At 52.3% G+C, this 25,414-nt stretch carries 18 protein-coding genes; 7 read left to right on the plus strand and 11 right to left on the minus strand.

The features are described from left to right. Nucleotides 1–37: 37 nt before the first annotated feature. From ACR0NO_RS16660 to ACR0NO_RS16670, 3 genes are read right to left on the minus strand one after another with little or no spacing between them, the layout of a single operon-like run. A complete protein-coding gene (locus ACR0NO_RS16660) occupies nucleotides 38–418 on the minus strand; it encodes a VOC family protein (protein WP_480724775.1) in 381 nt (126 codons plus the stop codon). Further along, on the minus strand, nucleotides 419–1,432 hold the full coding sequence (locus ACR0NO_RS16665; protein ID WP_480724776.1) for a zinc-binding alcohol dehydrogenase family protein: 1,014 nt from the start codon (nucleotides 1,430–1,432) through the stop codon (nucleotides 419–421). A gap of 26 nt (nucleotides 1,433–1,458) precedes the next feature. Next, nucleotides 1,459–1,749, minus strand: coding sequence for a putative quinol monooxygenase (locus ACR0NO_RS16670; protein ID WP_170507787.1), 291 nt, complete (start codon nucleotides 1,747–1,749; stop codon nucleotides 1,459–1,461). A 104-nt stretch (nucleotides 1,750–1,853) separates the two neighbouring features. On the opposite strand from ACR0NO_RS16670, the gene ACR0NO_RS16675 reads away from it, so the two are divergent. Next, nucleotides 1,854–2,741 (plus strand): LysR family transcriptional regulator, encoded by an 888-nt coding sequence (locus ACR0NO_RS16675; protein ID WP_480724777.1) that lies wholly within the window; start codon nucleotides 1,854–1,856, stop codon nucleotides 2,739–2,741. Between the two features lie 17 nt (nucleotides 2,742–2,758). Here the strand turns inward: ACR0NO_RS16675 and ACR0NO_RS16680 are convergent, their stop codons facing one another. The 5 genes from ACR0NO_RS16680 to ACR0NO_RS16700 form a co-directional block, all read right to left on the minus strand. Then, nucleotides 2,759–3,679 (minus strand): haloalkane dehalogenase, encoded by a 921-nt coding sequence (locus ACR0NO_RS16680; RefSeq protein WP_480724778.1) that lies wholly within the window; start codon nucleotides 3,677–3,679, stop codon nucleotides 2,759–2,761. A gap of 237 nt (nucleotides 3,680–3,916) precedes the next feature. Next, entirely contained in the window at nucleotides 3,917–5,806 is a 1,890-nt protein-coding gene (locus tag ACR0NO_RS16685) for an SLC13 family permease (protein WP_480724779.1), read from the minus strand. A gap of 546 nt (nucleotides 5,807–6,352) precedes the next feature. Continuing rightward, nucleotides 6,353–7,378, minus strand: coding sequence for an adenylate/guanylate cyclase domain-containing protein (locus tag ACR0NO_RS16690; RefSeq protein ID WP_480724780.1), 1,026 nt, complete (start codon nucleotides 7,376–7,378; stop codon nucleotides 6,353–6,355). Then, nucleotides 7,371–7,712 carry an Hpt domain-containing protein gene (locus tag ACR0NO_RS16695; protein ID WP_480724781.1) on the minus strand — a complete coding sequence of 114 codons (342 nt, stop codon included), beginning with the start codon at nucleotides 7,710–7,712 and terminating at the stop codon, nucleotides 7,371–7,373. Before ACR0NO_RS16695 ends, ACR0NO_RS16690 begins: the two co-directional genes overlap by 8 nt. Nucleotides 7,713–7,715: 3 nt before the next feature. Beyond that, a complete protein-coding gene (locus tag ACR0NO_RS16700; protein ID WP_480724782.1) occupies nucleotides 7,716–14,597 on the minus strand; it encodes a GAF domain-containing protein in 6,882 nt (2,293 codons plus the stop codon). Between the two features lie 516 nt (nucleotides 14,598–15,113). Here ACR0NO_RS16700 and ACR0NO_RS16705 point away from each other — a divergent pair. The 4 genes from ACR0NO_RS16705 to ACR0NO_RS16720 all read left to right on the plus strand — a co-directional run bounded on the left by ACR0NO_RS16705 (nucleotide 15,114) and on the right by ACR0NO_RS16720 (nucleotide 19,256). Next, the gene (locus ACR0NO_RS16705) at nucleotides 15,114–15,824 is read left to right on the plus strand and encodes a M48 family metalloprotease (protein WP_480724783.1); all 711 of its coding nucleotides are present in this window, start codon (nucleotides 15,114–15,116) and stop codon (nucleotides 15,822–15,824) included. A gap of 392 nt (nucleotides 15,825–16,216) precedes the next feature. Next, nucleotides 16,217–16,729 (plus strand): dihydrofolate reductase family protein, encoded by a 513-nt coding sequence (locus ACR0NO_RS16710; RefSeq protein WP_480724784.1) that lies wholly within the window; start codon nucleotides 16,217–16,219, stop codon nucleotides 16,727–16,729. Next, on the plus strand, nucleotides 16,726–17,304 hold the full coding sequence (locus tag ACR0NO_RS16715) for a TetR family transcriptional regulator (protein WP_170679118.1): 579 nt from the start codon (nucleotides 16,726–16,728) through the stop codon (nucleotides 17,302–17,304). Before ACR0NO_RS16710 ends, ACR0NO_RS16715 begins: the two co-directional genes overlap by 4 nt. A gap of 857 nt (nucleotides 17,305–18,161) precedes the next feature. After that, nucleotides 18,162–19,256 carry an AI-2E family transporter gene (locus tag ACR0NO_RS16720; RefSeq protein WP_480724785.1) on the plus strand — a complete coding sequence of 365 codons (1,095 nt, stop codon included), beginning with the start codon at nucleotides 18,162–18,164 and terminating at the stop codon, nucleotides 19,254–19,256. A gap of 121 nt (nucleotides 19,257–19,377) precedes the next feature. Here ACR0NO_RS16720 and ACR0NO_RS16725 read toward each other — a convergent pair whose 3' ends face one another. Continuing rightward, nucleotides 19,378–20,271 (minus strand): YegS/Rv2252/BmrU family lipid kinase, encoded by an 894-nt coding sequence (locus ACR0NO_RS16725; protein WP_480724786.1) that lies wholly within the window; start codon nucleotides 20,269–20,271, stop codon nucleotides 19,378–19,380. A 933-nt stretch (nucleotides 20,272–21,204) separates the two neighbouring features. Between ACR0NO_RS16725 and ACR0NO_RS16730 the strand changes: the two genes are divergently transcribed. Together ACR0NO_RS16730 and ACR0NO_RS16735 are read left to right on the plus strand one after the other, a co-directional pair. Then, entirely contained in the window at nucleotides 21,205–22,128 is a 924-nt protein-coding gene (locus ACR0NO_RS16730) for an MBL fold metallo-hydrolase (RefSeq protein WP_480724787.1), read from the plus strand. A 2-nt stretch (nucleotides 22,129–22,130) separates the two neighbouring features. Next, nucleotides 22,131–23,072: an MBL fold metallo-hydrolase gene (locus ACR0NO_RS16735; RefSeq protein ID WP_480724852.1), complete on the plus strand. Its 942-nt coding sequence runs from the start codon at nucleotides 22,131–22,133 to the stop codon at nucleotides 23,070–23,072. 1 nt (nucleotide 23,073) lies between these two features. On the opposite strand, the gene ACR0NO_RS16740 is transcribed toward ACR0NO_RS16735, so the two are convergent. Together ACR0NO_RS16740 and hemA are read right to left on the minus strand one after the other, a co-directional pair. Beyond that, complete coding sequence (locus ACR0NO_RS16740) at nucleotides 23,074–24,132, minus strand: YeeE/YedE family protein (RefSeq protein WP_480724788.1); 1,059 nt, start codon at nucleotides 24,130–24,132, stop codon at nucleotides 23,074–23,076. A gap of 58 nt (nucleotides 24,133–24,190) precedes the next feature. Then, on the minus strand, nucleotides 24,191–25,414 hold the full coding sequence (gene hemA / locus ACR0NO_RS16745) for a 5-aminolevulinate synthase (RefSeq protein WP_480724789.1): 1,224 nt from the start codon (nucleotides 25,412–25,414) through the stop codon (nucleotides 24,191–24,193).

Consider the following 25,414-nt stretch of genomic DNA (forward strand, 5'->3'; position numbering starts at 1 on the left):
CTTGATTTTGCGGCCCGACTATTTCGAGGGTTAGCCCTTACTCGGTGTCTTCGAAGTCTATATGAATATGATTTCCATCAGGATCGGCCACATGGATTTGGACCATTCGGGCGCCTGGGACGTCAGTTTTGCGGTACTTGATCTGACTCGAGTTCAGTTTTTCTTCGAACGCGCTCAACCCCGTGGCTGAGAGCGCAAAATGCTCGAGCTTGAGCTTCGCTTCGGAACCGACATTTGGCGTTCCTTCGTGCCCCACAAGGTGGACCACGGCGTCATCACCCGCATACAACCATGCTCCGGGAAACGGAAAATCAGGGCGGGCCCCAAGTTTCAAACCCAAGACCTTTTCATACCAAGTAACCATCTCAGGCAATCTGTTCGTAACGATATTCACATGATCCAGCCGCTCAATTCTCATCTAAAAACCCTCAAGCACAAGCTTCCCTTTGGCCTTGCCGCTTTCTAGGATAGCATGGGCTTTCATTAAGTTTGTAGCATTGATCCTACCGAGTGTATCAGTCGCTGTGGATCTGATCTTTCCATCATCTATCAACCCGGCGACCTGATTCAGGATTTCGCTTTGACGACTCATATCTCCAGTCCCAAAAAGCGACCGAGTGTACATGAACTCCCAATGCAATGAGATCGACTTAGGTTTGAACGGCGCGATGTCGAAGGTCTCAGGATCATCGATCAACCCAAAGCGCCCTTGGGGTGTCATCACCTCTCCAGCTTGGGGCGCATAAAGCTGGGAATGGTTTGTCGAATAGATGAAATCCACGCTTTCGATGCCGAGCGCCTTGAGTTGTGAGCCAAAAGGTTCCGCGTGATTGATGACATGGTGCGCGCCTAGCTCTCGAACCCAGTCTTGTGTCTCGGGTCGGGACGCAGTTGCAATCACCGTCAAGTCAGTGAGAGCCCGCGCCAATTGAATGGTGATTGACCCGACACCACCTGCGCCACCAATAACCAGCAACGTATTGGTCCCGCCGGAAACGGTATCCAGGACTCGCAAGCGGTCAAACAGCATCTCAAAAGCAGTAAGCGTCGTGAGCGGCATAGCCGCAGCCGCTTTCGCCGGTATGGATTTTGGCGCGGCTCCGACAATACGTTCATCCACCAGATGAAACTCGGCATTGGTTCCCGGTCGGTTGATCGCCCCGGCATACCAAACTGTATCTCCCGGACTGAAAGTCCCAACCGTTTCACCAACGGTTTCGACGACGCCTACCGCGTCCCACCCCAGAATATCAGGTGCTGGACCTACAGGAGCACGTTTTTGCCGAATTTTCGTATCGACCGGGTTCACTGACACGGCCTGCACCTTCACCAACAAGTCGCGCCCCTTCGGCGTCGGTTTGTCGGCCTCGAAGTCGACTAAGGCGTCCGTCCGATCAATCGACCCTGTCTCACGGTATCCCACGGCTTTCATAGCTTGCTCCTTTGTCCGGTTCTGTATCAACCGATGACTGTCATTTCATTCAACGTGAATTCTGCAACGGCGCCCTCTGTTGCTTCCAGATAAGCCGCAAGGTGCTGAGCACCCATGTGGGTTTGCCAAAGCTCTCGGCTTTCCCAATTTTCGTAGAACACGAAATGAGCCGGGTTGTCGTTGTCCTGGTGCAGGTCGTAGTTAATACAACCCTCTTCGGCACGGGTTATGTCGATGAGCTTGATCAGCTCACCCTTTACGAGGTCGATCTTGTCGGGGTTGGCTTTGATGTTGGCGAGGATTGTCAGCTTGGCCATTGGATTAGGTCCCTTGTTTTCCTGAGCGATGCGCAAGATTTACGCCGCAGTACTTTCGGGATAAACAGGGCATAATCGAACATATAATCCGGAAATTCCGTTTAATGCTTTTAGACAATCTTCGCTTGTTTCTGACCATAGCCGAGAAAGGCAGTCTTGTGGCCGCGGCGCGCGAGACAGGGTTGTCGAGCACGACAGTGTCCGAGCGGCTCGCCGCACTGGAAGGACATTACGGTGTGGTTTTGTTCAACCGCACCACCCGTTCAATTAGCCTGACCGAAGAAGGCCGGACACTAGCCGACGGAGCAAGAAGCGTCCTCAGTGAGGTTGCGGAGCTGGATACGCTAGTTCGGCACGGCGCAGAAACTCTGTCTGGTCCAATTCGCATAAGCGCGCCCATTGATTTGGGACGGAGCATTGTCTCCAAGGTTATTGCCGAATTCACCGAAGAGAACCCTGCAGTCTCAATCGAACTTTCCCTCTCAGACGGTTATGTCGATCTTGTCGGCCAGGGTTTCGACCTCGCCGTTCGCTTCGGCAACATCACAGACAGCTCGCTCAGGTTGCGAAATCTAGGAAGCTACCAACGTTTCGTGTGTGCGTCCCCAAGTTATCTGGCCTCATTCGGAACACCAGAAAAACCAGAAGATCTGTTAAACCACAACTGCTTGGTGATGAGGTTTGGCGACATGATCGACAACGTTTGGGAGTTTGGGTCGGGACCAAATGCCCAGCGCGTATCAGTAAAGGGAAATCGAATAGTCAATGATGGTTCACTCATCCGCGATTGGGCGATCGCAGGCCATGGGGTCGTCTTGAAGTCGGAGCTGGATGTCGGCGACGATGTTCGATCTGGCAGACTTGTTTCTGTCTTGCGCGACTTCCTACCACCGCCGAAACCTTTGCAAATGATGTTTCCGCCGAGCCGAGCCCAACCACGTCGCATAACGGTCTTGGCCGAGCATTTGCGTCGCAAATTTGGTGTGAGTTGAGGCCGCAGGGGAAGAAACTAATCTGACAGCAGCTGTGTTTGTTTAATGAACTTCAAAGTCGCCTTTGCCAGCTCTGTGCCAGCATCTTCTTGAATGAAATGCCCCGCTTTAGGCACAACGGCATGATTTTGGCCAGCTGCCCCAGGGATCGACTTTTGGAACAGTTTGTCTACCCCCGCCATGACCCTGTCATCTTCTCCAAAAACAGTCAGAAACGGAGTGTTCAGGGTCTTGAGGGTTTCCCATGCGGCTCGGTTGGCTTCTGAAGCTGGATTGTCAGGCGAGTCGGGCACCAACACTGGAAACTCTCGAGCGCCCGCCAGATAGCGCGCATCCGGGAACGGTGCGTTATAGGCTGCGACCTCTTCATCTGAAATCTTGGATGTTGTGCCACCGAATACGATGCGTCCCGAATTAAATTCCGGCACGGATTGCGAGTATTCCCGCCATGAAAGAAATGCCTCACCCAAGGGCACGTCACCGGTGGGCAAGGCCGTGTTCGCCACAACCACACGAGAGAACCGCTCGGGCATACTCGCAACCAGCCGCAAGCCAATGAGTCCGCCCCAGTCCTGACACACCAATGTGATGCCCGTCAGGTCAACTTTCCGCAACCACCCGGACATCCAGTCTACATGACGTTGGTAAGTGTAATCGGATCGCTCAGTGGGCTTGTCCGACCGGCCAAACCCAATCAAATCAGGAGCCAGAACTCGATGGCCCGCATCTTTGAATAACGGAATCATTTGCCGATACAGGAAGCACCAGGTTGGCTCTCCGTGCATCAACAACACTGGCGGTGCCTGCGCCGGTCCCTCGTCCAAATAGTGCAGACGGAGAAGACCGCCCTCGGTATCATCCACATCAAGATAGTTCGGGCCAAAGTTGAAATCTGGCAGCCCGTCAAACCGGTTGTCCGGTGTACGAAGGAACTTCATCGTGAACTCTCCAAAATTGCCGACGGTCTTGGTCCAACAACAGTGATGGATAAAACTAAAACGGTCCAGTTCCAGCGTATACCGAATTCAGGTTTGGTTTAGTTGAACGCATTGCTTCGGTCCCTCGCGGCGGAGGTTCTTTTTTGCAGACGTCTTGAATCTAACGTTCCGGCAAAAAAATTTGGTCTCAAAAACCCTATATTATGAGTTCATCTGTACGGATCGCCGAGAGGCGGATCAGAAGAAAATCGCAAGTCCAGTCATTGAGACAACCAAGAAAAGCAGAGTCATGATACCGCCCGAGCGAACAAAATCGACCACCCTGTAACCTGCTGGGCCCATGATCAACGCGTTCACCTGGTGTGTTGGGATCAAAAATGAGTTGGACGTTGAAATTGCCACGGTGAGAGCAAATACAGCCGGGTTTCCTCCCGCCGATACAGCAATAGAAACTGCTAGCGGCACCAGCAGAACAGTTGCACCTACGTTCGACATGACCAGCGTGAACGCCGTCGCCAAAACGGCTATTCCCGCTTGCAAAGACCAGATCGGCCACCCCTTCAAAAGGGCCAACACATGCGCTGCAATCCAATCCGCAGTGCCGGTGTTCTGAACCGCCTGACCCAACGGGATCAGTGAAGCGAGTAGAAAAACTGTGCTCCAACTTATCGACTCGTAGGCCTCATCGATCGACAGCACCCGGCTCAAAACCATGCCAACAGCGCCAACCAACAGGCACAATGATAAACGCAGGTCAGAAAACAGAATTAAGCTCAACGCTATTAGGAAGAAGGCGAGCGCCCATCCGACCTTGTGTGGCCGCAACTCTTCTTGGGGAAAGTCCGAGGTGACAACGACGAAGTCCCTGTCTGACTTCACTCGTGTCAGACGGTCCCACTGCACATGCACCACACACGTGTCGCCGGCTTGCAAAGGAACTTGCCCGATATGCGTGGCTGAATGATCTTCGGTCTCAACGTGGCTGAGTGTTTCTTCGCCACGCTGAATGGCCAACAAAGACAAACCATGCGTTTGGCGGAGACGTAAATCAATAGGTGTCTGGCCGATCACTGATGAACCGGGAGGAATAACAACCTCGGCCACTCCCGATTGCGTCGCGGCGAAATCATCCGCAAAGACATCTAGTTGGGGTAGGATCTCCAAGCCGTAGGGCTCAGCAAACTGGTGCTCAACCACCCGACGCAGGCCAAGCACGGCGAGCCGCGCCGGGGCTTCAATCTTAGTATCAGCCATCGGCGCAATGACCTTGTGGCCGCGATAAGATGTGCCAAGAATGTACATGTTATGGGCGACCATGAGATCCGCAAGCGTTTGCCCTATGATGATCGAACCTTCAGGGACACGTATCTCAAACATATCGGCCCTAAGCCCGTAGGTGTTTTCGACATAGGCCTCCATGGACCGAGCCGAGCTTGCGTCTTCTCCACGTTCCCGCCGCGCTGGAAGGACCCAACGACCAAAGAGCACAAAGTAGAGCACCCCTGTCAGCACCAGCATCACACCGATAGGCGTGACTGAAAACAACCCAAATGTCTCCATTTGTTGGTCAGCTGGAAGGGATGAGTTTGCCGAAACAATCAGGTCATTCAGCAGGATAAGGGGCGACGACCCGACCAATGTGATTGTACCACCCAGAATCGCGCAAAACCCCATGGGCATCAGCAACCTACTCATCGGGATTTCCGTACGTGCTGAGATGCGGCTCACAACAGGCAGAAGAAGCGCAGCAGCTCCGACGTTTTGCATGAAGGAGCTGATGACACCAACCGTTGTTGATATAATTGGGATGATCCGGGCTTCTGTCGTGCCACCATTCTTGAGGATCAAGGCCGCAACCTTTGACATAAGTCCAGTCTTATCAAGCCCAGCCCCTATTATCATAACTGCGATGATGGACATCACAGCGTTTGAGGAAAAACCTTCAAAGAGCCTGGAGACATCGGCAAGATTACCCAGCCCCGGTAGATAGCTCAGTGCGCCAAGCAGCACCATCACGAGAATTGCTGCGACATCGATCCGTATAATCTCGGTAACAAAAAGTAAGACTGTAAAAGCTAGTAGACTCAGTACGGCTATCATTTCGTACGTCAGTGTTGGTAATTCCATATCGTACTCCCAACCTAACGTTACCTGAATAGAAGCAAATGCGAAGGACCAACTATGTGCCGAAAGTAAGGCCAAAATCTATCAGGCCGGTTCAAGAAGCTCGTTTTTTTTGGACATGGTATTTGCTGAAACATGGAATTCGCCAACTCAAAGAGACCCTGATGATAAACTCAAAAGCGTCTCTTAGTCACCGCAATCGGAGGGAAGGTGTCCATTCGCAGACTTGTGATAGATCCCCGCGTCCATAGTAGATATTGCCTTACCCGCGAAAAGAGTGCGCCTAAACCGGCGCGCTCAATCTATTTGGTCTTGCCTTTCACCAAGGAGTTAAGAGTGATGCATCACTCTGCGGTAAACTTTGGGCAAACTACATAGTCTAATTGGGGTGCCTGAAGTATTTTGCGCAAACCTACAAGTCTGTAGGTATTTATAAAGCTGCATTTCCTACATTGATTTGACTAATGAAAACCTTGGACGCTCGCCCATTATTCTGCGCAGTATTTGCGCATAACTTTACACGATTTGCGAAAAGCGTTGCATGAATAGTCACAGCGCATGGATGTCGAACGGATCGGAAAAACCTTTGATCCTAGTGCCGACAAATGTCTCCAGCACATTAGCCATTTCCAAGAGATCACAGGTTTCTTGATCAACCAGAATTCGACTTCCAGTTTTCTGCGTTTCCGCCTCCAGGCGAGCAGCAAGGTTTACGGTCGATCCGATACAAGTATACGTCGCCCTGTTGTCTGTACCGGCATAACCAGCGACGACTTCTCCAGTCGCTATTCCGATACCGATTTTTAGGTCACTTTTCCCCTCTGAGCGCCGTTCGAGATTTAATATCTCAATCATGTTATGCATTTCATGCCCTGCCGCCACTGCACTTTGTGCGGAGTTGGACAGCGGCTGCGGAACTCCAAAAAGGGCCATCAAACCATCTCCCAACATCAGGCTGACAATCCCGCCATTGCTGGTAACAGCCTCGAACATCAGCGTGTAGAAAGTGTTGAGCAGGTCGATTGTTTCCTCGGGTGCGAGATCTTCCGATAGGGTCGTGAAGCCGCGAATATCACAGAAGAGTACCGAAGCGTTGGCACGTTTGCCGCCTATCGCAAAGCCAGATTCTTGCAGGTCTTGTGCAACCTCCGTTGTTGCAAAGCGCTCTAGCAGTCGTTTCTGTTCGTCCCTGAGTCTTTTCTTCTCAAGGCCGCTAGAGACGCGCGCACTGAGGAGTGTTTTATTGACTGGTTTTGGCAGGTAGTCTTCAGCGCCCAATTCAATGCACCGCACGACATTGTCCAGACCCTCAACGGATGACGTCACTATCACTGGCAGATCACGCAGTTCAGTGTTGGATTTGACGGCCTCCAGAACCTGAAAGCCGTCCATTTCCGGCATTTCGATATCCAGTAGAAGCAAGTCAAACGGCTGGTTAGACAGCATCTCCATAGCAACCCGGCCGTTTTCCGCAACCGATGCTTGGTGACCCAAGAGCTCTACACTGCGTGATAAAAGCAAGCGGTTCACCTTGTTGTCGTCGACGATGAGCAAGTGGCCGGGGGCGTCAGTCATCAATCAGGCTCCGCAACGCGGCGGCGGCAGTGTTTAGGGCTGTCTCCAGCGCCGTCGCATCTTTTTGGTCTCCAGCCTCGGGCAGTTCTCCGAGTTCAACTTTTCTGGCCAGTTCGGCAAGAACCGTCGCTCCAAATGTGTTGGCGTTCGACTTGATGGAATGCGCAGCACGCCGGTAACGGTCGGCATCGGCCGCAGCCGCAGCCGCTTTCAATTCGCCTATCATACCGGGCGCTTCATCGAGAAAGGTGTTCACAAGCTCAGCAGCAAAGTCTTCGCCTGTGGCGTCTTTAAGCTCCATGAAGATTTCATGGTCTATTGGGCTGTCTGTCATGGATCACCTTCTTATTCTTGGGGAATTTAACAGGGCTTCAATTAGGACAGGTACGCGGATTGGTTTGGTGATATAGTCGTCCATCCCTGCATCCAGGCACATCTCACGGTCCCCCTGCATTGCGTTCGCGGTCATCGCGATTATGCGAGGGCGACTTCCATCCGAATGCGCTTTGTTGATACGGCGAGAAGCTTCAAGACCATCCATCTCGGGCATTTGCACATCCATGAAAACGACATCGTATGTTTGCCGGTTGACGCTTTCGACCGCCTCAGCACCGTTGCTGGCCAAATCCGCGCGATAGCCCATCTGCTCGAGCAGTCGGAGTGCAAGTTTCTGGTTCACCAAATTATCCTCAGCCAGCAAAATGCGCAGCGGATGTCGCGTCGCCATATCCGGATCTGTTTGAGGTTTGTCCTGTGGTTCGGACGGCTTTACTCGCACCTTTTCAGTCGCGAACAGTGTGACCAGGGTGTCGAACAGGTGGGATTGGCGCAAAGGTTTGGCGAGGTTGGCGGCGAAGAGCCCATCTTCCAAGTCTATATCTCGCGGACCAAGTGAACTGAAAAGGATGAGTGGCAAACCCGGCTTCTTGGCGCGAACTTTTTTGGCAAGCTCTTCTCCATCCATTTCGGGCATATGCATGTCGAGAATGGCCAAATCGAACTCGACGCCTTCTTCTAGTATCCTCAGCGCCTCCAACGGAGTCTCACTAGTCGTGGTCTGCGTGCCCCATTTCTCGGTTTGAAGAGACAGGATTTTACGATTGGTGGCATTGTCGTCCACCATCAAAATTCGTTTGCCTTCGAGTTCAGGCTGAACGCCGACGAGATTGCGTGAAGACGACTTAACCGGCTTTGCAGGTTTTGCCTGGATCTTGAAAATAAAAGTGGAACCGCTCCCCTCGCCATCGCTTTCAGCCCACATGGTCCCGCCCATGAGTTCCGCAAGACGTTTCGAGATCGCAAGACCCAAACCAGTCCCGCCATATTTTCTGGTCGTTGAACTATCCGCCTGACTGAAAGACTGAAACAATCGACTCATGCCTTTCTTGGACAGGCCGATTCCGGTGTCTCGGACTTTAAACGTCAGTTCGAGCACTCCCTGTACCTTGGCAGATTGCTCAACAGACAGAACTACTTCGCCGCTTTCGGTAAACTTCACTGCGTTGGAAAGAAGGTTTAGCAGAATCTGCCGCAATCTCGTTAGATCGGCGCTAATCGCCAGCGGTAGCGCGTCATCGAACTCATAGGCCAAATCGAGTTGTTTCTCGGCAGCCTTGCCGCTGATTAAATCGAGCGCGCTTTCTACGCACTCGCGCAGGTCAAACGGATGGTTTTCGATATCCATCTGTCCGGCCTCAATTTTCGAGAAGTCTAGGATCTCGTTGATGATTCCCAAAAGCGCATCGCCGCTATCGCGGATCGTATTGGCATAGTCGCTTTGTTCTGCATCCAACTCTGTGTCCATCAACAGCCCGCTCATCCCGATAACGGCATTCATTGGCGTTCGAATTTCGTGGGACATCGTCGCCAGGAAGGCGCTTTTTGCTTCGTTTGCTTCCTCAGCAACTTTTCGCGCCTCTTCGGCCTCGCGGAATAGACGAACATTCTCGATGGCAATTACCGCCTGGTCTGCAAACGAGTAGGCGAGGTCGATCTCATCTTTGGTAAAGGCGCCAGCTGTTTTCCGAGCGAACACCAACACACCCAGACACGCCTTGCCTTTTATTAGTGGCAGCAACAGGGCCGCGCGAACGCCATGACGATCATACGTAATCTGCTCGAACGGCGAGAGTTCGAGCGTATCCCAATCCGGAAGGTGGAGCATCTTCTTCTCATGAAGAACCTGAGCGGGAAAACTGGACATCGGATCCGGGTCGATAGGGAAACTCTGGTTTCCTTCAAGGGTGGCAACACCGTCTGCACTCACCCGCGCGAGCACCTCGAACGTGTTACCTTGAGCGGTCATGGCCGCAACCATATCAGAGGAAACCAACCGCACACCTGCTTCTGCGATTGCTTCGAAGACTGGCTTGATGTCGTCAGGAGACTGGCTGATCACCCGTAGAACGTCCGCACTCGCAGTCTGACGTGCCAGGGAAGCTTGCGTTTCATTAAACAGGCGAACGTTTTCCAGCGCGATGATGGCCTGATCGGCGAAGGACTCGGCAATGGCGACCTCATCTTCGCTGAAAACTTTGGCCGTTTTTCGGATGAACACCAAGGCACCGAAACATTCCGTCCCGCGCATCAGAGGCACTGTCAGCGAAGACTTGAACCCTTTCCGGCGGATGATTTCTTGATCGCGTGGGGGTAGCTCATCGTACCGCCATTCGGGCAAATGCAAGGTCTTGCCGTTCTTGATTGCCTTAGAGGGCAAATTGTCTTCGGGATCAATTGGCAGGCGCTCGGTCCAAGTGATTTCTTCGACGCCATCGGGTGTCGCGGCGGCGATTTGCCAAAGTTCAGTCTTGTTCGCCTGAATGGCAATCGACAGGTCGCAATCTATGAGGGTCGTCGCCAGTCCGACAATCTTTTCAAAAACCGGCTTGGTATCTGTTGGGGATTCAGAGATTACTCTTAAGACGTCCGCGCTTGCGGTTTGGCGCGCGAGTGCGGTCTGCGTTTCGTTGAAGAGTTGCGAGTTCTGAATTGCGATTATTGCCTGGGACGCGAAGGTCTCCATTTGCTTGATTTGTTTTTCGTCAAAAGCGGCCGCTGTTCGGCTCCCCATGCTGATAACACCAATTGTGTCACCATCACGGATCAGTGGCACGGAAAGAACAGATCGATAGCCTTCGAGATTAAACTTGAGCAGCGGATCATAATTGGTGTCGGCTTGAGTGTCCTCAACATAGTCAGCCCTTCCATGTAGAAGCGCACGCGCTGTGGCCGACGTTTCCCCGGGTTCAAAAGGATGTGCCTTTAAAAAATCCGCGAATTTGGCTGATACATTGTGTCCGGCAAAATAATGGTACTTCCCGTCTTCGGGTGTCTTAAGTGCCACAAAGGCATCCTGTAGGCGGCAAATGCGGGATGAAACGGCCAGCAATGCTTCCAGTACAGGCTCCAATGCGTCGGGAGACCGAGAAATAACTTCGAGTACTTCGTTTGTGGCTTTTTGATACTCTAACGATTCCTCAACTTCCGCCGTTCGGGCTGTCACCTCGTCGAATAGGTGCGCATTTCCAAGTGCAATTACCGCTTGCGAGGCGAATGTTTCAACTAAGGCTATCTGCTTGTCCGAGAACGCCCCAATTTTCGAATGAGCAAGTGAAATCACGCCGAGCGTGACCCCATCCTTGACCAGCGGAACCCCTAAAGCTGAACGAAATCCGGCACCCAGTGCTTCTTCTTTCCAGGCATAATCCGGGTCGTGTTCAAAATCTTCAATGTACACCGTTTTGCCTGTTAGCGCGACGCGTCCCGTGGTTGTGCCCTTGTCTGGTACAAACACCTGACGGTTAATAATGTCGTTGTGTGCCGCGGCGGAATTGTGGGTCGCAGCAACGTCATAAATTCCGGTTTCTTCGTTTAGAAGTGCGACGTAAGACGCTTCGGGTTTGCAGATGCGAACCGCCACCTGCAAAATAGCTTTGAGAACTGGATCAAGTTCATTTGGCGAGCGTGAGATAACTCCCAGTACCTCAGACGTGGCTGTTTGATAGTCGAGTGCTTCTTCAACTTCCACGGTGCGTGCCTGCACTTCTCTGAACAACCGGGTGTTGTTTATGGCTATCACAGCCTGGGATGCGAATGTCTCTAACAGGTTGACCTGTTTTTCACTAAACGCGCCGGGCTTCCGGTGGGCCATGACGATAACACCAACGGTCACGCCGTCGCTGACTAAGGGAACGCCGAGGGTGGTGAGGTAATCACCGATCTCCGCCGCCACCTTCCATGTGTAAGTTGGATCCTTACTCGTATCTTTTATGTAAACAGTCTTGCCGTGAAGAGCCGTGCGGCCGATGCACGAGCCTTCCTCTGGGGCAATAGGGTTGTCTGACAAATAGTTAAGAAACGCATCGCTCACGTTGTGGGACATGGCCACACGGTACAACCCATCGTCAGCATCCCGCATTGCGAAGAATGCATATTCTGGGTCGCAGATACGTGAGGAAACTTCCAGGATTGCATCCAGCACTCGTGGAAGATCGTTGGGCGAGCGAGAGATGACATCTAAAACCTCTGACGTGGCAGTCTGGTATTCTAGTGACTGCACGACTTCAGCAGTGCGTTCCTCCACTTCCCGGAACAAGTTGGCATTCGTAATGGCGATAGTCGCTTGGTCGGCAAAGGTTTCTAACAGCTGAATCTGTTTGGTGGAAAATCCCGAAACCTCGGTTGATCCGACCGAAATTACACCCACGACCTCGCCATTCTTAACCAATGGGACCCCGAGCACGGACCGATATTCCCCGACGCCGCTGTCTTTTATCCAAGTATAAGAGGTCTCGGTTTCAATATCTTCGATATAGACAGTGCGTTTCGACAGAATGGCACGCCCGCTTACTCCGCTTTCATCAGGCGAAATAGGATGCGCTTTGACATATTCCGCAAAGGTCGTGTCCTGCGTGAGTATCGCATGAACATGAAAAAGCTGATCGTCGGGGTTCAACATCGCAACATAGGCATCCTGCAGTTCGCAGATGCGAGACGCTTCTTTGAGGATAGCGTCGAGAACAGGAGCCAACTCATTTGGTGATGCCGAAATCACCCGCAGCACTTCGGATGTAGAGGTTTGGTATTCCAACGCCTGCGTAACTTCCGCTGTGCGATCCTGAACTTCGCGGAACTGTCGGACGTTCTCCATTGCGATCACGGCTTGAGCTGCAAAAGTTTGAACCAAAGCGACATCGTCGTCTGAGAAAGGTGCAACTTCACGGCGGTAGAGGACAATTACACCGAGCCCCAGGCCATCCTTCATTAAAGGAACTGCCAGAACCGAGCGGGCTCCTTCAATCTCAACCATCTGAACCCGTTTCGGGTCACGATCCCGGAAGTACAGGGGATCGTCCGCGATATCGTCCTGTCGAATGACCTCGCCATCGATCATTGGTTTGATCGCAATTAATTCCGTGCGTGTTAGCGGCTCGACAAAGTTTTTGAGCGCTTCGTCAAAGTCGGTTCTTGCGCCGATATTGGCCGGGATTGTTGCGAGCCCGCGGTCGTTATCAGCAACACATAAAAACGCCAGCGGGGCTTTGCACAAACGGCTGGAGTTTTCGAGAATGCTTTGGAATACAGGCCTTTCATCGTCGCGGCTCCGGCTGATGACTTCGAGGATTTCTCGCGATGCTTTTTCGCGTTCCAGTCGTTCCTGAACCTCTCGAAATTGGCGCGTGTTCTCGATGGCAATGACGGCATGATTGGCAAACTCTTCGATGAATTGCACATCTGGATTGGAAAACGGGCGCACTTCGCGGCGGCTAACCGCAATAGCACCAATCGCTTGCCCGCCTTGCATCAAAGGGACGACAACGCGCGACCTGATACCTTCGACGTCGACAATTTGATGTGCGGTGGCATCGCCAGAGCGGTAGAAATCGGTGTCAGCCATATCCTCGACGCGAACAACTTTGCCAGTTCGGATCGCTGCAGCTGCCGTGATTGAGCTATCAAGAGACCATTCCTCGCCCAATTCAACTTCGGTTCTGTCATGGCCCCATGCTGCTGCCAATCGAATATGGGTTCCAACGGCGTTGACCAAAAGCAGCGCGGACTGATCTGCCCCACAAACCTCTGTGGCCTGCTGAAGCACCGCTTCGAAGACACGTGCATCGTTGTCGCGGCTCTTGCTGATGACGCTCAAAACTTCTTGCGTCGCGGTTTGTCGCTCCAACTGCATTTGCAGCTCTGTCATTTGACGAGTGTTGTCGAGGGCAATGACGGCTTGCGCGGCAAAGCTCTCGACCAAAGAAATCTCGTCATCGGAAAAGGGTCGCACTTCGCGCCGGTAGATCCCGATGACACCTACAGGGTCACCATTTGCTGACATCAAAGGAACCGTCAGAAACGAACGAACACCTTCCTCATCAACCAGTTGCCGGCGCCAAGGATCCCCGTTGATGTAGTGGTCTGTCTCGCGCAAATCGACATTGTGAATGACGCGCGCTTCCCGCACGGACTCGGCAATTTGTAAATTTGAGTCCAGAGACCAGCGATCCACGCCGACCTTGTATGTAGCCAATTGATCACCAAAATGGGCGGCGTATTCCAAATGCGTTCCTGCCTCATTTAGCAGGCTCAACGTGGCTACATCTGTTTCGCAAAGCCGGGCCGTGTTTTCCAAGATCGTCTGAAATACCGGCGCTTCATCATCCCGAGACCGACTGATCGTCTCCAGAACATCACGCGTGGCACCTTCACGCGCCAGACGCACCTGCAACTCGCTAAACTGTCGAACATTTTCGATTGCAATGACCGCTTGTGCGGCGAAAGTTTCAACCAGCTGGACCTGATCGTCGGAATAAGGTCGCACCTCATCCCGTGCCAACATCAGGCATCCGATTGCGCTGCCACCCACTTTCAATGGAACAAAGAGATTGCTCCTGCACCCATGCGTGTCGACAATGAGCTTAAAGCGCTCATCTCCCGATTTATGGAAATCGGTGTCGCCCATGTCGACAACACGTTTTGTCTCACCGCTGAGAATAGTATCAGTCACAATGGAGTTGCCTGGCTCCATCGTGTATTTGCCGTCGAGCCAGAGCTGTTGAATATCCGGGTGTAAATTGACGCTAGCAACCAAATGCTGACGAACATCCCCTTCTTGCCCGAGCACCAGACCGGCAAAAAAGGCATCACACAGATCCTTTGCCAGAGTTACAATCAGGTCGCATACTGGCTGGATGTCATCCTTGGTCTCGGAGATCGCTTGCATAACCCGCGCGGTGGCTTCGAACCGAGCCTGCTGATCATCCGCGCTGAGCCCAGAGCTTTGCGCAGATGACGACGCTGAGTCAGCAGTCTCTGTTGATGCCTTCTTTCCACCCACCTGCGTTCGTGCCCCCCACGCAAACTAATGAAACACACAAGACCGGAGTTTAGAGGGCATACGATAGAAGTCACAGAGTTTCTTTCTGGACAGCATCCGTGACTGAGCTGCCTCTTCTGATTAGTGCATTTTTCTATCCAGTTAAGATAGCTACGATAAAGTGAGCGAAAGATACCAATAGATGGAATAATTTAGTACCCGAGGGGCAGCCGCGGTCCTTTGATTCAAGGCCATTTGCGTTGCCTACCATTTTGGTCGCATCGGAATCGGGTGCTGCTACAGCAAACCTCCTCTGTTATTGAATATCAATTTTTGCAGGCCCTAAGATTCGGGTATCGGTGTTGGTTTATCGACGCCTGAGGGCTCAATTTAGGATCTCCCAAAAGGTAGGAAGGCTTAGGTATGAAGCGGATTGCCTCGGTATTGCTTGCATTTTTGTTGGCGGGATGCGTTTCGACCGTGCCTCCGCCATCGGTATCCATCCCAAATCCCGGTCGCACGAGTGCCCAGGTCAATTCACAACAGGCACAAGCTAGATTTCAGCAGGTTGCTTCTCGAATTGAGCCCGTTGCTGAAAACGAGTGTCGCCGCCAAACTAGGGGCGTTAATTGCGATTTTTTGATCCGTATCGATCCAAACAAAAATGCGCACTCAAACGCATATCAGAGTTTAAGCAAGTCAGGACGCCCTATCATAACAATGACCCAAGCGTTGACAAGAGATGTGAACAATGCCGATGAGCTTGCATTTGTTATGGCGCATGAAGCCGCTCACCACATTCAAGGGCATTTGGCCCAACAGGCCCAAAATGCAGCGGCTGGTGCGGTACTTTTGGCAGGTCTGGCAACAATTGCGGGGACTGGGCCGAATGACATTGCCGCAGCACAAGATCTCGGAGCCTTTGTGGGCAGTCGCAGCTATTCAAAAAACTTTGAATTGGAAGCTGATCGACTAGGCACGGTAATAGCCTACAAAGCTGGCTATGATCCACTCAATGGTGCGCTTTACTTTGCGCGCGTTCCTGATCCCGGTGATCGTTTTCTAGGGACGCATCCTCCCAACGCACAAAGATACTATGCGGTGCAGGATACAATGGCTCAGATCAGTCGCTAACCATTTTGAGTTCAGGTCTTCACCGGGCCTCAAAGTCTGATCGCGGCTAGAGAGAGCTTCGAACCCGGGTTAATTCGACGTTCTCTAGGTCGCCCCGCTGACACTCGCTTTGATGCGGCGATGGCCGTGATGCGATCGCGTACAAATGCTGCGCCAGCAATATAAAATCGTGCATTAAAGCGGCTTTTTGCACAAACCGGTCACTCTTGGAACGTCGGGATTTCCCCGCCGAACCCAATTCACTTGGGTTACTGAATAGGCAAATGTCCCCTTTCTTCGTTAGAGCGTCGCATCTTGACTGATCAAGTTGCAGGTTTTTGTTTAAATATTTATACGCTATATAATTTAGAGAGAAAGAGGACACAATGCCAAGCGGGCACATCATGATGGCCATGAGCCTCGACGGTTTCGTTGCAAGAAAAGACCATTCGCTCGATTGGCTGAATAAACAGCCCGCTGAAAACGAAGACCACGGGTTCATCGAGTTTATGAACAGCGTAGATGCTCTTGTTATGGGGACCGGATCACTGCGAACAGTCCTTGGATTTGGTCAATGGCCATATGCGAAACCCGTTGTGGTACTCAGCCGCTCCATGACGAAACAGGACCTACCTGAAAATCTACACGACAAAATTGAGTTCTCCACTGCCAGCCCCGAAGAGTTATGGGGAATCTTTCGCGAGCGCGGTTACAACCGCGTTTATGTCGATGGCGGCGCGATCATTCGGTCGTTCCTGCAGGCCGGATTTGTACAAGACATGAAGATTACGTTGGTTCCTATTCTACTAGGTGATGGCATTCGCATTTTCGGTGAAACGGATGGCGATATTGATCTTGAACTGATCTCTGCCACACCTTTTCCATCGGGTATGGTCGATCTGGTTTACGAAGTGAAAAGTATATGACCAAAGCACCAACTGTCGGGCGACCAAAAAAGTCCAAGGAACGTCTATCGAAACAGCTTATCCTGCAAACAGCCCTGCCAATTGTTCAAAAGCAGGGAGCTGATGCGCTTTCGTTTCGGTTACTGGCGGATAAGCTAAAGGTCACGCCGATGGCGGTTACTTACCATTCTGGCAGCAAGCGAAAGCTACTGGCTGACCTGGTTGAACTGGCCTTTGCGAATACGCTTCAGGCCACCTTTGAAAAAAGAGCCAGCGCAAAAGCGCGTAGCATACTAAGTGCCTACTATCTTCGGGCCTTGCCGAATGCCAACCTACTGCGCGCAGTTCTGGAAGACGTCACACTCATCAGCAAAGATCTCTTGGACGTCACAGATAAGCTGCGGGCATGCACGCGGGAAATTGACGATGGTGACGAAAACGATGTGCTTTTGCATCTTCTCATCGACTATACGCATGGCTTTATCCTCTCCGCGTCAAGCGGGAAAAACAACCCGTTAACAATCGATGACTTTTTACGAGGTATTGATTGGGTACTGGCGCGTGCGATCGGCGGTGCGCACGACCGTTCAAAATGAGGCATTGAAATCTTTGAGAATTTGACCGATCTCGGTTGAACGCCTACGTTCGCCAAACGTTTGAGGCAGAGCGCCTCGCACAAAGGAGATTTTATGAAAGAGACCCGGGTCTAACGCCTGTTCCTGGCGATCCAAATTCAGGAACACCAACATTAACGGGCACACTCACGCGTGATGCTGAGTGCCCTTTCTGTTTTGCTTTCGTACAATCGAGACCTCCCAATGAATGTCTCAATGCACGAGCAACGTATTTTGCCCGAATTCGCCCTTGTCGGGTCCATCCACTCCAAGCGCTTAGAAAACGAAAAAATGGAAGCCGTCTTTTTCGACAAGGCTGTGCACGCGTTAGCGACGGTCGTAAAGTCGAAGCCACGCTGCACCATCTTAGGTGAAACCGCGAGAATGCCGGCGTCGTTGTAGGACCGGCGTACGATGTCGACAGCGGAAAGCTGCTGCGCGAGTTCGTGACTTTCTGCCGGATTCCTGCACAAGCGGTCAGCGGGACGTCAATACAGACGCTGCCAAGGTACTGACTGGTATTGCGAATCCGGTTTCAGTCGCTTTGTGAACATCCGGCAAAAGTGCTCAGATGACAGAACCGAGCCAAAAGCAACCCACCCGACATCCGATCTCAAAAGGAGGCTGAGACAAGACTATTTCTGATAATCTTGCAGCCTAAGGTTTCTGATCAACGGCCAGTTCAAGGCAACGAAATGAGGACCACCATCTGAAAATCTCAGCTATTCGAGCTAGAGAGAAGTACCTGAGCCACTTGCCAAGTCACGATCAAGGCGAGCTAATACACTATCATTGCAGAAAGCGGCTGGACAACACTCAGTCCTGTAGGGGGCCTACAAATGAAAAAGGGTATGCATCATCAAGATCCTTCATCAGCTTTCTTGGGACTCACGTTGTGGTATCAGTTGGTCGTCCTTGTGTTCTTGACCATAGCTTCGTTAGTCCTCGCCTCCTCTGTGCTGGTTCCCCTGTCTTTTGCGGCCCTCCTGTTTGTTCTTCTCACCGCGACTGCGGATCGCATTGGCAGATTCAAGATATTTGGCAGCACCGTCCCGAAGTGGCTTGCGCATTTGGCCGCAATTTCAATTGTGTTAATCGGCCTCTCGCTTGTGTTGTCGATACTATCCAGTCAAGCCGGCCAGGTTTCGGAAGCGTTTCCGCGCTATGAGGAACGGTTTTCCAGCATAGTCGCAAAGCTGGTGTCACTGGTTGGGCAAGACAACTATGCAGCCGCGATCAAAGCTTTGGAGCAGATCAACCTGGCTGGGCTCGCGACAGGAGTGATCGGCTCTGCTGGGGCATTCCTAAGCGCTTTTTTCTTGGTGCTGCTCTATGTGCCATTCATGTTGGTCGAACGTGTTCCAATGCGCGCCAAAATCAAACTCGCAATCAAAGACAGAGAAGCCGCTGAAAAAGTTCGTCGCGTTCTTGAGAGCACGTCGGACAGCGTTCAAAGATATGTTGGCATCAAAACGCTGGTGAGTGCACTGACTGGCTTGGGCAGCTATGCCGTGATGGCATCCGTCGGCCTGGACTTCTCTGAAACCTGGGCAGTTCTTGCGTTTTTGTTGAATTTTATCCCGACAGTCGGCTCCATCGTGGGCGTCGCGCTTCCTTCTATTGTCGCACTGGTACAGTTTGAAGAAGTCGTGCCCTTTCTTGTTGTTCTAATTGGTTGTGGCGCTGTTCAATTCTCTGTCGGCAATATCCTGGAGCCAATGCTACTTGGGAAAAGCCTGAATTTGTCGCCATTCATGGTCATTTTGGCGCTCACGTTTTGGACTGCGATCTGGGGCATTGCCGGAGCGTTGATGAGCGTCCCTATCACCGTGTGCATAATGATTGTACTATCGAATATCCCATCTACCCAGCCAATCGCGATACTGATGTCCGGTGATGGGAAAATAAACAACACTGACGCCGTGAACAGCTAAGCGAGAGACGTTCGCCGACTGGATGGCGGCTTTTTAACTAACTATATTATCGAATGTATGAAGCAGCCCCGCACATATTTCGAAACAGCGTGCGAAGTTTGAGTTTAAAGAGAAACCCGAACTACTTACCGCTTGGGAAAACGAAGTTCAGCGCATTTGGTTTAATTGAAACCTCAAAGCGTTGATCGATCAACGGCTCGCCGTCCAAATTCATATGAAACGGTTGGGAGGTTTCCAAAACCATAGATCTCAGACGAGAGCGCTGTACAACGCCATCCTTGGGATCCGAGATATCCGGCAGTCTGCCAAAGGGCAGATTTTCTGGCATTAAACGCTCTGCGGAAAGCACGCTTAAATCGAGCAACCCGTCGGACACTTCCGCTTCAGGCGCCACGTCAAAACCGCCACCTGCATAGCGGCTGTTCGCAATCGCGATAGCGGAAATGGAAACGTCGTACGGGTCTTCATCATCAATTGAGATTTTTGCGGGAACAGATTTTGCATCAGATAAACGAGCAAGCCCAAACAGAGTGTACGCGAGGCCCCCCAGTCTTTTCTTCATTTCCTTGGGTGTGGTTGCAGTGATCATCGCTCCAAAACCGCCGCTTGCAACATTTACAAACGGACTGCCGTTTATGTATCCGACATCGATAGGTCGCGCGTCTCCTGATGCAGCAACTCGAACAGATGTTGCCAAGTCCAAACCCTTATCACCATACGACCTTGCGAAATCATTTGCTGTCCCCAAGGGAACAAGACCTAGCGAGACAGGCGACTTTGTTTTCAACTTCAAAACAGCACTCGCGACCGAGTTCAAAGTGCCGTCACCACCGCCCGCGATCACCCTGGTTACCCCATCGCCTACGGCTTCTCGAAGGGTCTTCCTCAAGTCTTTTCCTGACCAAGGAATACACACCCTAATGCCAAGCTCTTTTTCCAATGGGCGGACAGCAGAACGCAGATCGGGTCTTGCTGCGGACTTCCTATTGAGAATTAGCAGGGTACGTTTGGCCATGGTTCCAGCATAAAGCTCTCGCACGTTGGAGCAACTGCTTTAAAGTTCTAATGGCAGAAGCGCTCAAGCAATTGAAGCCTTATTTGTGCTAGCCAACCCCTAAGTTACGATAGTCAGCTTTCTCCGCATCTCGGAGTATATGAAGCTTAGTAGTGAAGGTCCTCTTCGGGCAGTAAATAGCTATCCGAAGATCTTCCCTGATACTACAAGCATGCCGCGAACGCGTTCACGTCGCTTCTCAAAATCATTGAGGAATTTTGCGTGTAGCAGCCCAAAGAAATTCGCGCCGATTGCCCGAAACAATTCGCGATTCAATCTCGCTCGTGAACTCCCAAGGGAGAAAAAAAGTCATTTTGCGAGATTCACAAATGAACCCATTTCCCTAGTTTTCCATCCGAACAGCCTGAACATAGAAAGATGATATTGCGCATTTTCTTGAGGCTTCGGGGATCCCTAACGCCTATACAGTACCGTCATCTTGAGCGTCCAAACTCTCGAGTCCAAAAGCTACGTACCTCAGTTTTCGTGCGAACATGTAACATCAAACAATGCCCTGCTTAGAAGGAACCCGCGTTTCAAGCGAGGCAAGGAAGAATGGATATGTTTGAGAGAACTACTGGAATAGGCGCTCAAGGCGCGTCTGAAGCTTGAAAAGAGGGTACCGCCAGAGCAGCCAACGACGAAACCTCTGTTAGAGTCCCGGCTTTTTCTCAAAAGGGTTCTTTCACCATCTAATCGGGTGTCTTGGCAACAGAGTCGTATGGATTCAATGATGCAGGCAACGCCCGGGGTCGGGAACCGTGACTTGGCATCTTTGGGTTGAAACAAAAAGCTCTTCAAAGTAGCGCCCAGCCTGCAGATCGCTTGGCGAAACTCCATCGTTCTCCATCTTTCTTCATTTACAAATTAAAACATTCATTTTATTGATTGTGTATGGGTAAAAGTTCATTTTCACGACGTACTTTCTTACACAACGCCGCGTGTCTCGCGGCACTTGGTGTTCAATCCAAAATCGCTTGGGCAGAGCTACAACTCGGTTCCTCTGCTCGGATTGCAACTATGTCAGACGGGTACCTGTCATTGCCGCCGGAAATGGTTTTCGGCGCCATGCCGAAGGAAGAACTCAGGCAGCTTCTGGACAGCTACAAGGTGGACGCAACCAAGTACGAGCCAGAGTGCAATGTGGCACTTTATCGAGATGGTCAAAACACGGTGCTGTTCGATGTGGGAGCTGGACCCGATTTCATGCCAACATCTGGCAAGCTTCTGGAATCTCTTGAAACTATCAACCTGTCGCCCGAAGACATATCGCACGTGATCTTCACCCATGCGCACCCGGATCACATCTGGGGCGTTTTGGATGATTTCGATGACCTTCTTTTCCCCAACGCCACGCATCACTTTGGCCGCGATGAGTGGGATTACTGGTGGAATCCCTCGACGGTGGATACCATTGGAGAAGATCGCGCTGCGTTCGCTTTAGGCGCGAAGCGGCGTATGGCAGCAATTGAGGATCAGGTCACGTTTTTTGACGACGGACAAGAGATTCTTCCCGGTATTGCCGCACGCGCAAGCTTTGGACACACACCCGGCCACATGGCTTTTGAAATTCGCAGCGGCAGTGAATCCGTGATGGTTGTGGGCGACGCATTGGGAAATCCACACGTAGCTTTTGAACGCCCCGACTGGCCCAGCGGCACGGATCAGGATCAACAGGCAGCCGCAGCAACGCGGAACTCACTGCTGGATCAGATTTTCCACGAGCAAATGAAGATAGTTGGATTCCACTTGCCAAATGGTGGGATCGGCCGGGTCGAGAAGACTGGCTCTGCTTATAAGTTCATTGGAGAACCATAATGATGCGATCGCTGGCGAGTATCTTGGCCCTGGCTACACCAGCTTGGGCAAGCGAGGATATTGCAGACCAATACCCGCAAAGTGTGCTGTATTCCAAACCGGTCGAATACGTCCCCGGCGTCTACTCTGCCATTGGCGCAACCGCCCCGCCGACCTACGAGAACTCTGGTCATAACAACAATCTCAGTTTTATCGTAACCGGGGAGGGCGTGATCGTCATAAACGGCGGCGCGGCCTATGTGCTTGCTGAAGCGCTTCACCAGGAAATTCAGTCGATCACGGATCAGCCGGTTAAGCTTGTCTTCAACGAGAATGGCCAGGGGCACGCGATGCTTGGCAACGCCTACTGGTCAGAGCTCGGCGTTCCAATTATCGCCCATTCGGATGCTGCGGCTGAATTCGAGGAATACGGCCCTCAGATCCTTGAAGGAATGCAACGTTACAATCAGGACAAGGCGGAAAGAACGTTTCTGGCTGGCCCAACCGAGACATTCGAGGATGAATACGTAGTTGAAATGGGTGATTTCCGGATTGAGGCAAAATATCTCGGACCGGCCCATAGTCCCGGCGATATCTCGATTTGGCTGCCGAACCAAGGCCTTGTCATCGCGGGTGACATGGCGTTTCACGAGCGCATGCTGCCGATCTTTCAAGAGACCTACACGGCGGATTGGCTTGAGACTTGGGACAACGAGTTCGAAGCTTTGGGAGCCACATATGTCATCCCCGGCCACGGTCATCCGACAAACATGGATCAGGTGCGCCGCTATACACGCGACTACCTGATCTATCTGCGCGGCAAGATCCAAGAGCATATGGATGCTGGCGGCGATCTGGCTGAGGCTTACTATGTCGATCAGTCACCATATGCCCATTTGGACACGTTTGAGGAACTGGCGACAAAAAATGCCGGGCGCGTATTTGAGCAGATGGAATTCGAATGACTCAGGACGTTTGAGGAACTGGCGTTCGCCTCAATAACCTATGCGTGCCGATCGCTCCAACCCACATGAAGAAAACGGCAAGCCATGCCGTCAATGACAGGGCGGACCCTCCGGAAAGCCCTGCTCCCACGGCGCAACCTCCGGCCAGCATCGCTCCAAACCCCATGAGGACAGCTCCAGCAAGGTAGCGCTCCATCGGAGTATCAGGGCCAAAACGTTCGATCTTCCACTCCCCTGCAGTTAAGGCCGCGCCTGCGGCACCAATTGCTACGCCTGGAACGAGGCCGATACCGAAGGACAACACGACGTTCCTCTCGGCAACCAACGCCATTAGTGTATCCGTGGCCGGTCCGGTAAATGTGATTGACGACACGGGCACGACGTCAAAAGATGCTTGCGCGATCGCAAAGGTCATCATCCAGCCAAGCGCCACAGCCACGCCAACGCCTGCGGCTGTAACGACCCTGTTAAGCGCGACTCTCCGGTGGAATGCGAATGCAATTGCCGACACCAATCCCAACGCTGCAACGGTTGTATAAGCCACTGTCGAAAATCCAAGTATTTCCGAGATATCTCTCGAGGCGCCTCCTGAGACAGTCCAGATCCCGGAAAGCAATTCGCGGGCGGGACTAAGAACGCCCGTGTAGGCCGCCTGAGCCACTAAGGTTAAAACCAATCCTGTAATCAGAGCGCGAAGGTTACCGCAGGAGGCCAATACCAACAGGCGAGATGCACACCCACGCGCCAGAACCATGCCAACGCCGAACATCGCCCCGCCAATTATTGCGCCGCTAAGGCTGCCCGTCGACGCAATCGCGCGTGTCTCAGAAAGGTTTAACCACTCAAACGCGACAAACGCCTGTACTAAGGTGAGCGCAGCGGTGAAGGCGATCAGCCAAACCGCAAGGCGTGGACCAAGCTCGCCTTCGGCGACTTCGATGGTCGACGCTCTCAAACAAAAGTGAGACTTCTGGGCCGTCACGCCGAACAAGATACCGACAAGCGCACCGGCAAATGCCAAAGCGCCAGGGTCTCCCAACAAATCGATGAGCCTTTCCATCAACAGAAACTCTCACTTCGTTGCTTGCGCGTCCATGTCCTCGGTCAAGTTGTCATTGTCACTGCGCAGCCATTGGCCTGCGCGCCAATTGGCATTGAGTCCACAACTCACCCAAGGCAGATACCAGTCGATCCACGTCTTCCGTGGAATGCACTGGCGAAGGTGTAATCCGTAGACGTTCCGTTCCCTTGGGCACGGTTGGATAGTTGATCGGCTGGATGTAAATCCCATAGTCACGCATCAGCACGTCAGAGATGAAGCGACACTTGACCGGATCGCCGACCATGACCGGAATTATGTGACTTGGGTTCGGCGTATGCGGAATGCCCAGATCGTCCAGCCTGTCTCGTACCTCGCGCACGCGCTGCTGGTGCAAATGTCGTTCCGAATTGCTTTGCTTCAGGTGCCGAACCGAAGCGGCAGCTCCTGCGGCCACGGCGGGAGGCAATGCAGTGGTGAAGATAAACCCACTGGCAAACGACCGAACAAAATCGACTAGCTGTTTCGACGCCGCGATGTATCCACCGACTACGCCGAACGCTTTGCCCAATGTCCCCTCGATGACGGTTAGCCTTTCCATCAGGCCTTCGCGCTCAGCTATGCCGCCTCCGCGCGGGCCATAAAGCCCTACGGCGTGAACCTCATCCAAATAGGTCATCGCGCCGTAGCGATCGGCCAGATCACAGATCTCGGCAATTGGTGCAATATCGCCATCCATGGAATAGACGCTCTCAAACGCAATGAGCTTCGGTGCGTTGGCAGGCAGTTCAGCAAGGTGCCTTTCAAGGTCCGCCACGTCGTTGTGTTTCCAGATACGCTTCTGACACCGACTGTGGCGAATGCCCTCGATCATCGAGGCATGGTTCAACTCATCAGACAAGACTGTGATGCCAGGTATGCGAGACGCCAAGGTTCCCAAGGCAGCCCAGTTCGAGACGTACCCGGAGGTAAACAGGAGCGCAGCGTCCTTGCCGTGCAAGTCAGCAAGTTCTCGTTCCAGCAAAACATGCTGGTGGGTGGTTCCAGAGATATTCCGCGTTCCTCCCGCCCCGGCACCAACCTCATCGATCACCTTGTGCATTGCTGCAATAACACCGGGGTGCTGACCCATCCCTAGATAATCATTTGAGCACCACACAGTGACTTTCTCGGGACCATTTTCCGCGTAGCTACGCGCTGTTGGGAACGAGCCACGCTGCCTTTCGAGATCCGGAAAGACCCGGTAGTTCCCTTCCTCCTGAAGCTGGTCGAGTTGATTTCGAAAAAACTGCTGATAGTTCAT

Source organism: Ruegeria sp. CL3 (assembly GCF_056536505.1).

What these genes read in the sequence shown, in the direction of transcription:
- ACR0NO_RS16660 (WP_480724775.1), bottom strand. Translation starts at nt 418, where the DNA reads ATGAGAATTGAGCGGCTGGATCATGTGAATATCGTTACGAACAGATTG.
- ACR0NO_RS16665 (WP_480724776.1), bottom strand. Translation starts at nt 1,432, where the DNA reads ATGAAAGCCGTGGGATACCGTGAGACAGGGTCGATTGATCGGACGGAC.
- ACR0NO_RS16670 (WP_170507787.1), bottom strand. Translation starts at nt 1,749, where the DNA reads ATGGCCAAGCTGACAATCCTCGCCAACATCAAAGCCAACCCCGACAAG.
- ACR0NO_RS16675 (WP_480724777.1), top strand. Translation starts at nt 1,854, where the DNA reads ATGCTTTTAGACAATCTTCGCTTGTTTCTGACCATAGCCGAGAAAGGC.
- ACR0NO_RS16680 (WP_480724778.1), bottom strand. Translation starts at nt 3,679, where the DNA reads ATGAAGTTCCTTCGTACACCGGACAACCGGTTTGACGGGCTGCCAGAT.
- ACR0NO_RS16685 (WP_480724779.1), bottom strand. Translation starts at nt 5,806, where the DNA reads ATGGAATTACCAACACTGACGTACGAAATGATAGCCGTACTGAGTCTA.
- ACR0NO_RS16690 (WP_480724780.1), bottom strand. Translation starts at nt 7,378, where the DNA reads ATGACTGACGCCCCCGGCCACTTGCTCATCGTCGACGACAACAAGGTG.
- ACR0NO_RS16695 (WP_480724781.1), bottom strand. Translation starts at nt 7,712, where the DNA reads ATGACAGACAGCCCAATAGACCATGAAATCTTCATGGAGCTTAAAGAC.
- ACR0NO_RS16700 (WP_480724782.1), bottom strand. Translation starts at nt 14,597, where the DNA reads ATGCAAGCGATCTCCGAGACCAAGGATGACATCCAGCCAGTATGCGAC.
- ACR0NO_RS16705 (WP_480724783.1), top strand. Translation starts at nt 15,114, where the DNA reads ATGAAGCGGATTGCCTCGGTATTGCTTGCATTTTTGTTGGCGGGATGC.
- ACR0NO_RS16710 (WP_480724784.1), top strand. Translation starts at nt 16,217, where the DNA reads ATGAGCCTCGACGGTTTCGTTGCAAGAAAAGACCATTCGCTCGATTGG.
- ACR0NO_RS16715 (WP_170679118.1), top strand. Translation starts at nt 16,726, where the DNA reads ATGACCAAAGCACCAACTGTCGGGCGACCAAAAAAGTCCAAGGAACGT.
- ACR0NO_RS16720 (WP_480724785.1), top strand. Translation starts at nt 18,162, where the DNA reads ATGAAAAAGGGTATGCATCATCAAGATCCTTCATCAGCTTTCTTGGGA.
- ACR0NO_RS16725 (WP_480724786.1), bottom strand. Translation starts at nt 20,271, where the DNA reads ATGGCCAAACGTACCCTGCTAATTCTCAATAGGAAGTCCGCAGCAAGA.
- ACR0NO_RS16730 (WP_480724787.1), top strand. Translation starts at nt 21,205, where the DNA reads ATGGGTAAAAGTTCATTTTCACGACGTACTTTCTTACACAACGCCGCG.
- ACR0NO_RS16735 (WP_480724852.1), top strand. Translation starts at nt 22,131, where the DNA reads ATGCGATCGCTGGCGAGTATCTTGGCCCTGGCTACACCAGCTTGGGCA.
- ACR0NO_RS16740 (WP_480724788.1), bottom strand. Translation starts at nt 24,132, where the DNA reads ATGGAAAGGCTCATCGATTTGTTGGGAGACCCTGGCGCTTTGGCATTT.
- hemA (WP_480724789.1), bottom strand. Translation starts at nt 25,414, where the DNA reads ATGAACTATCAGCAGTTTTTTCGAAATCAACTCGACCAGCTTCAGGAG.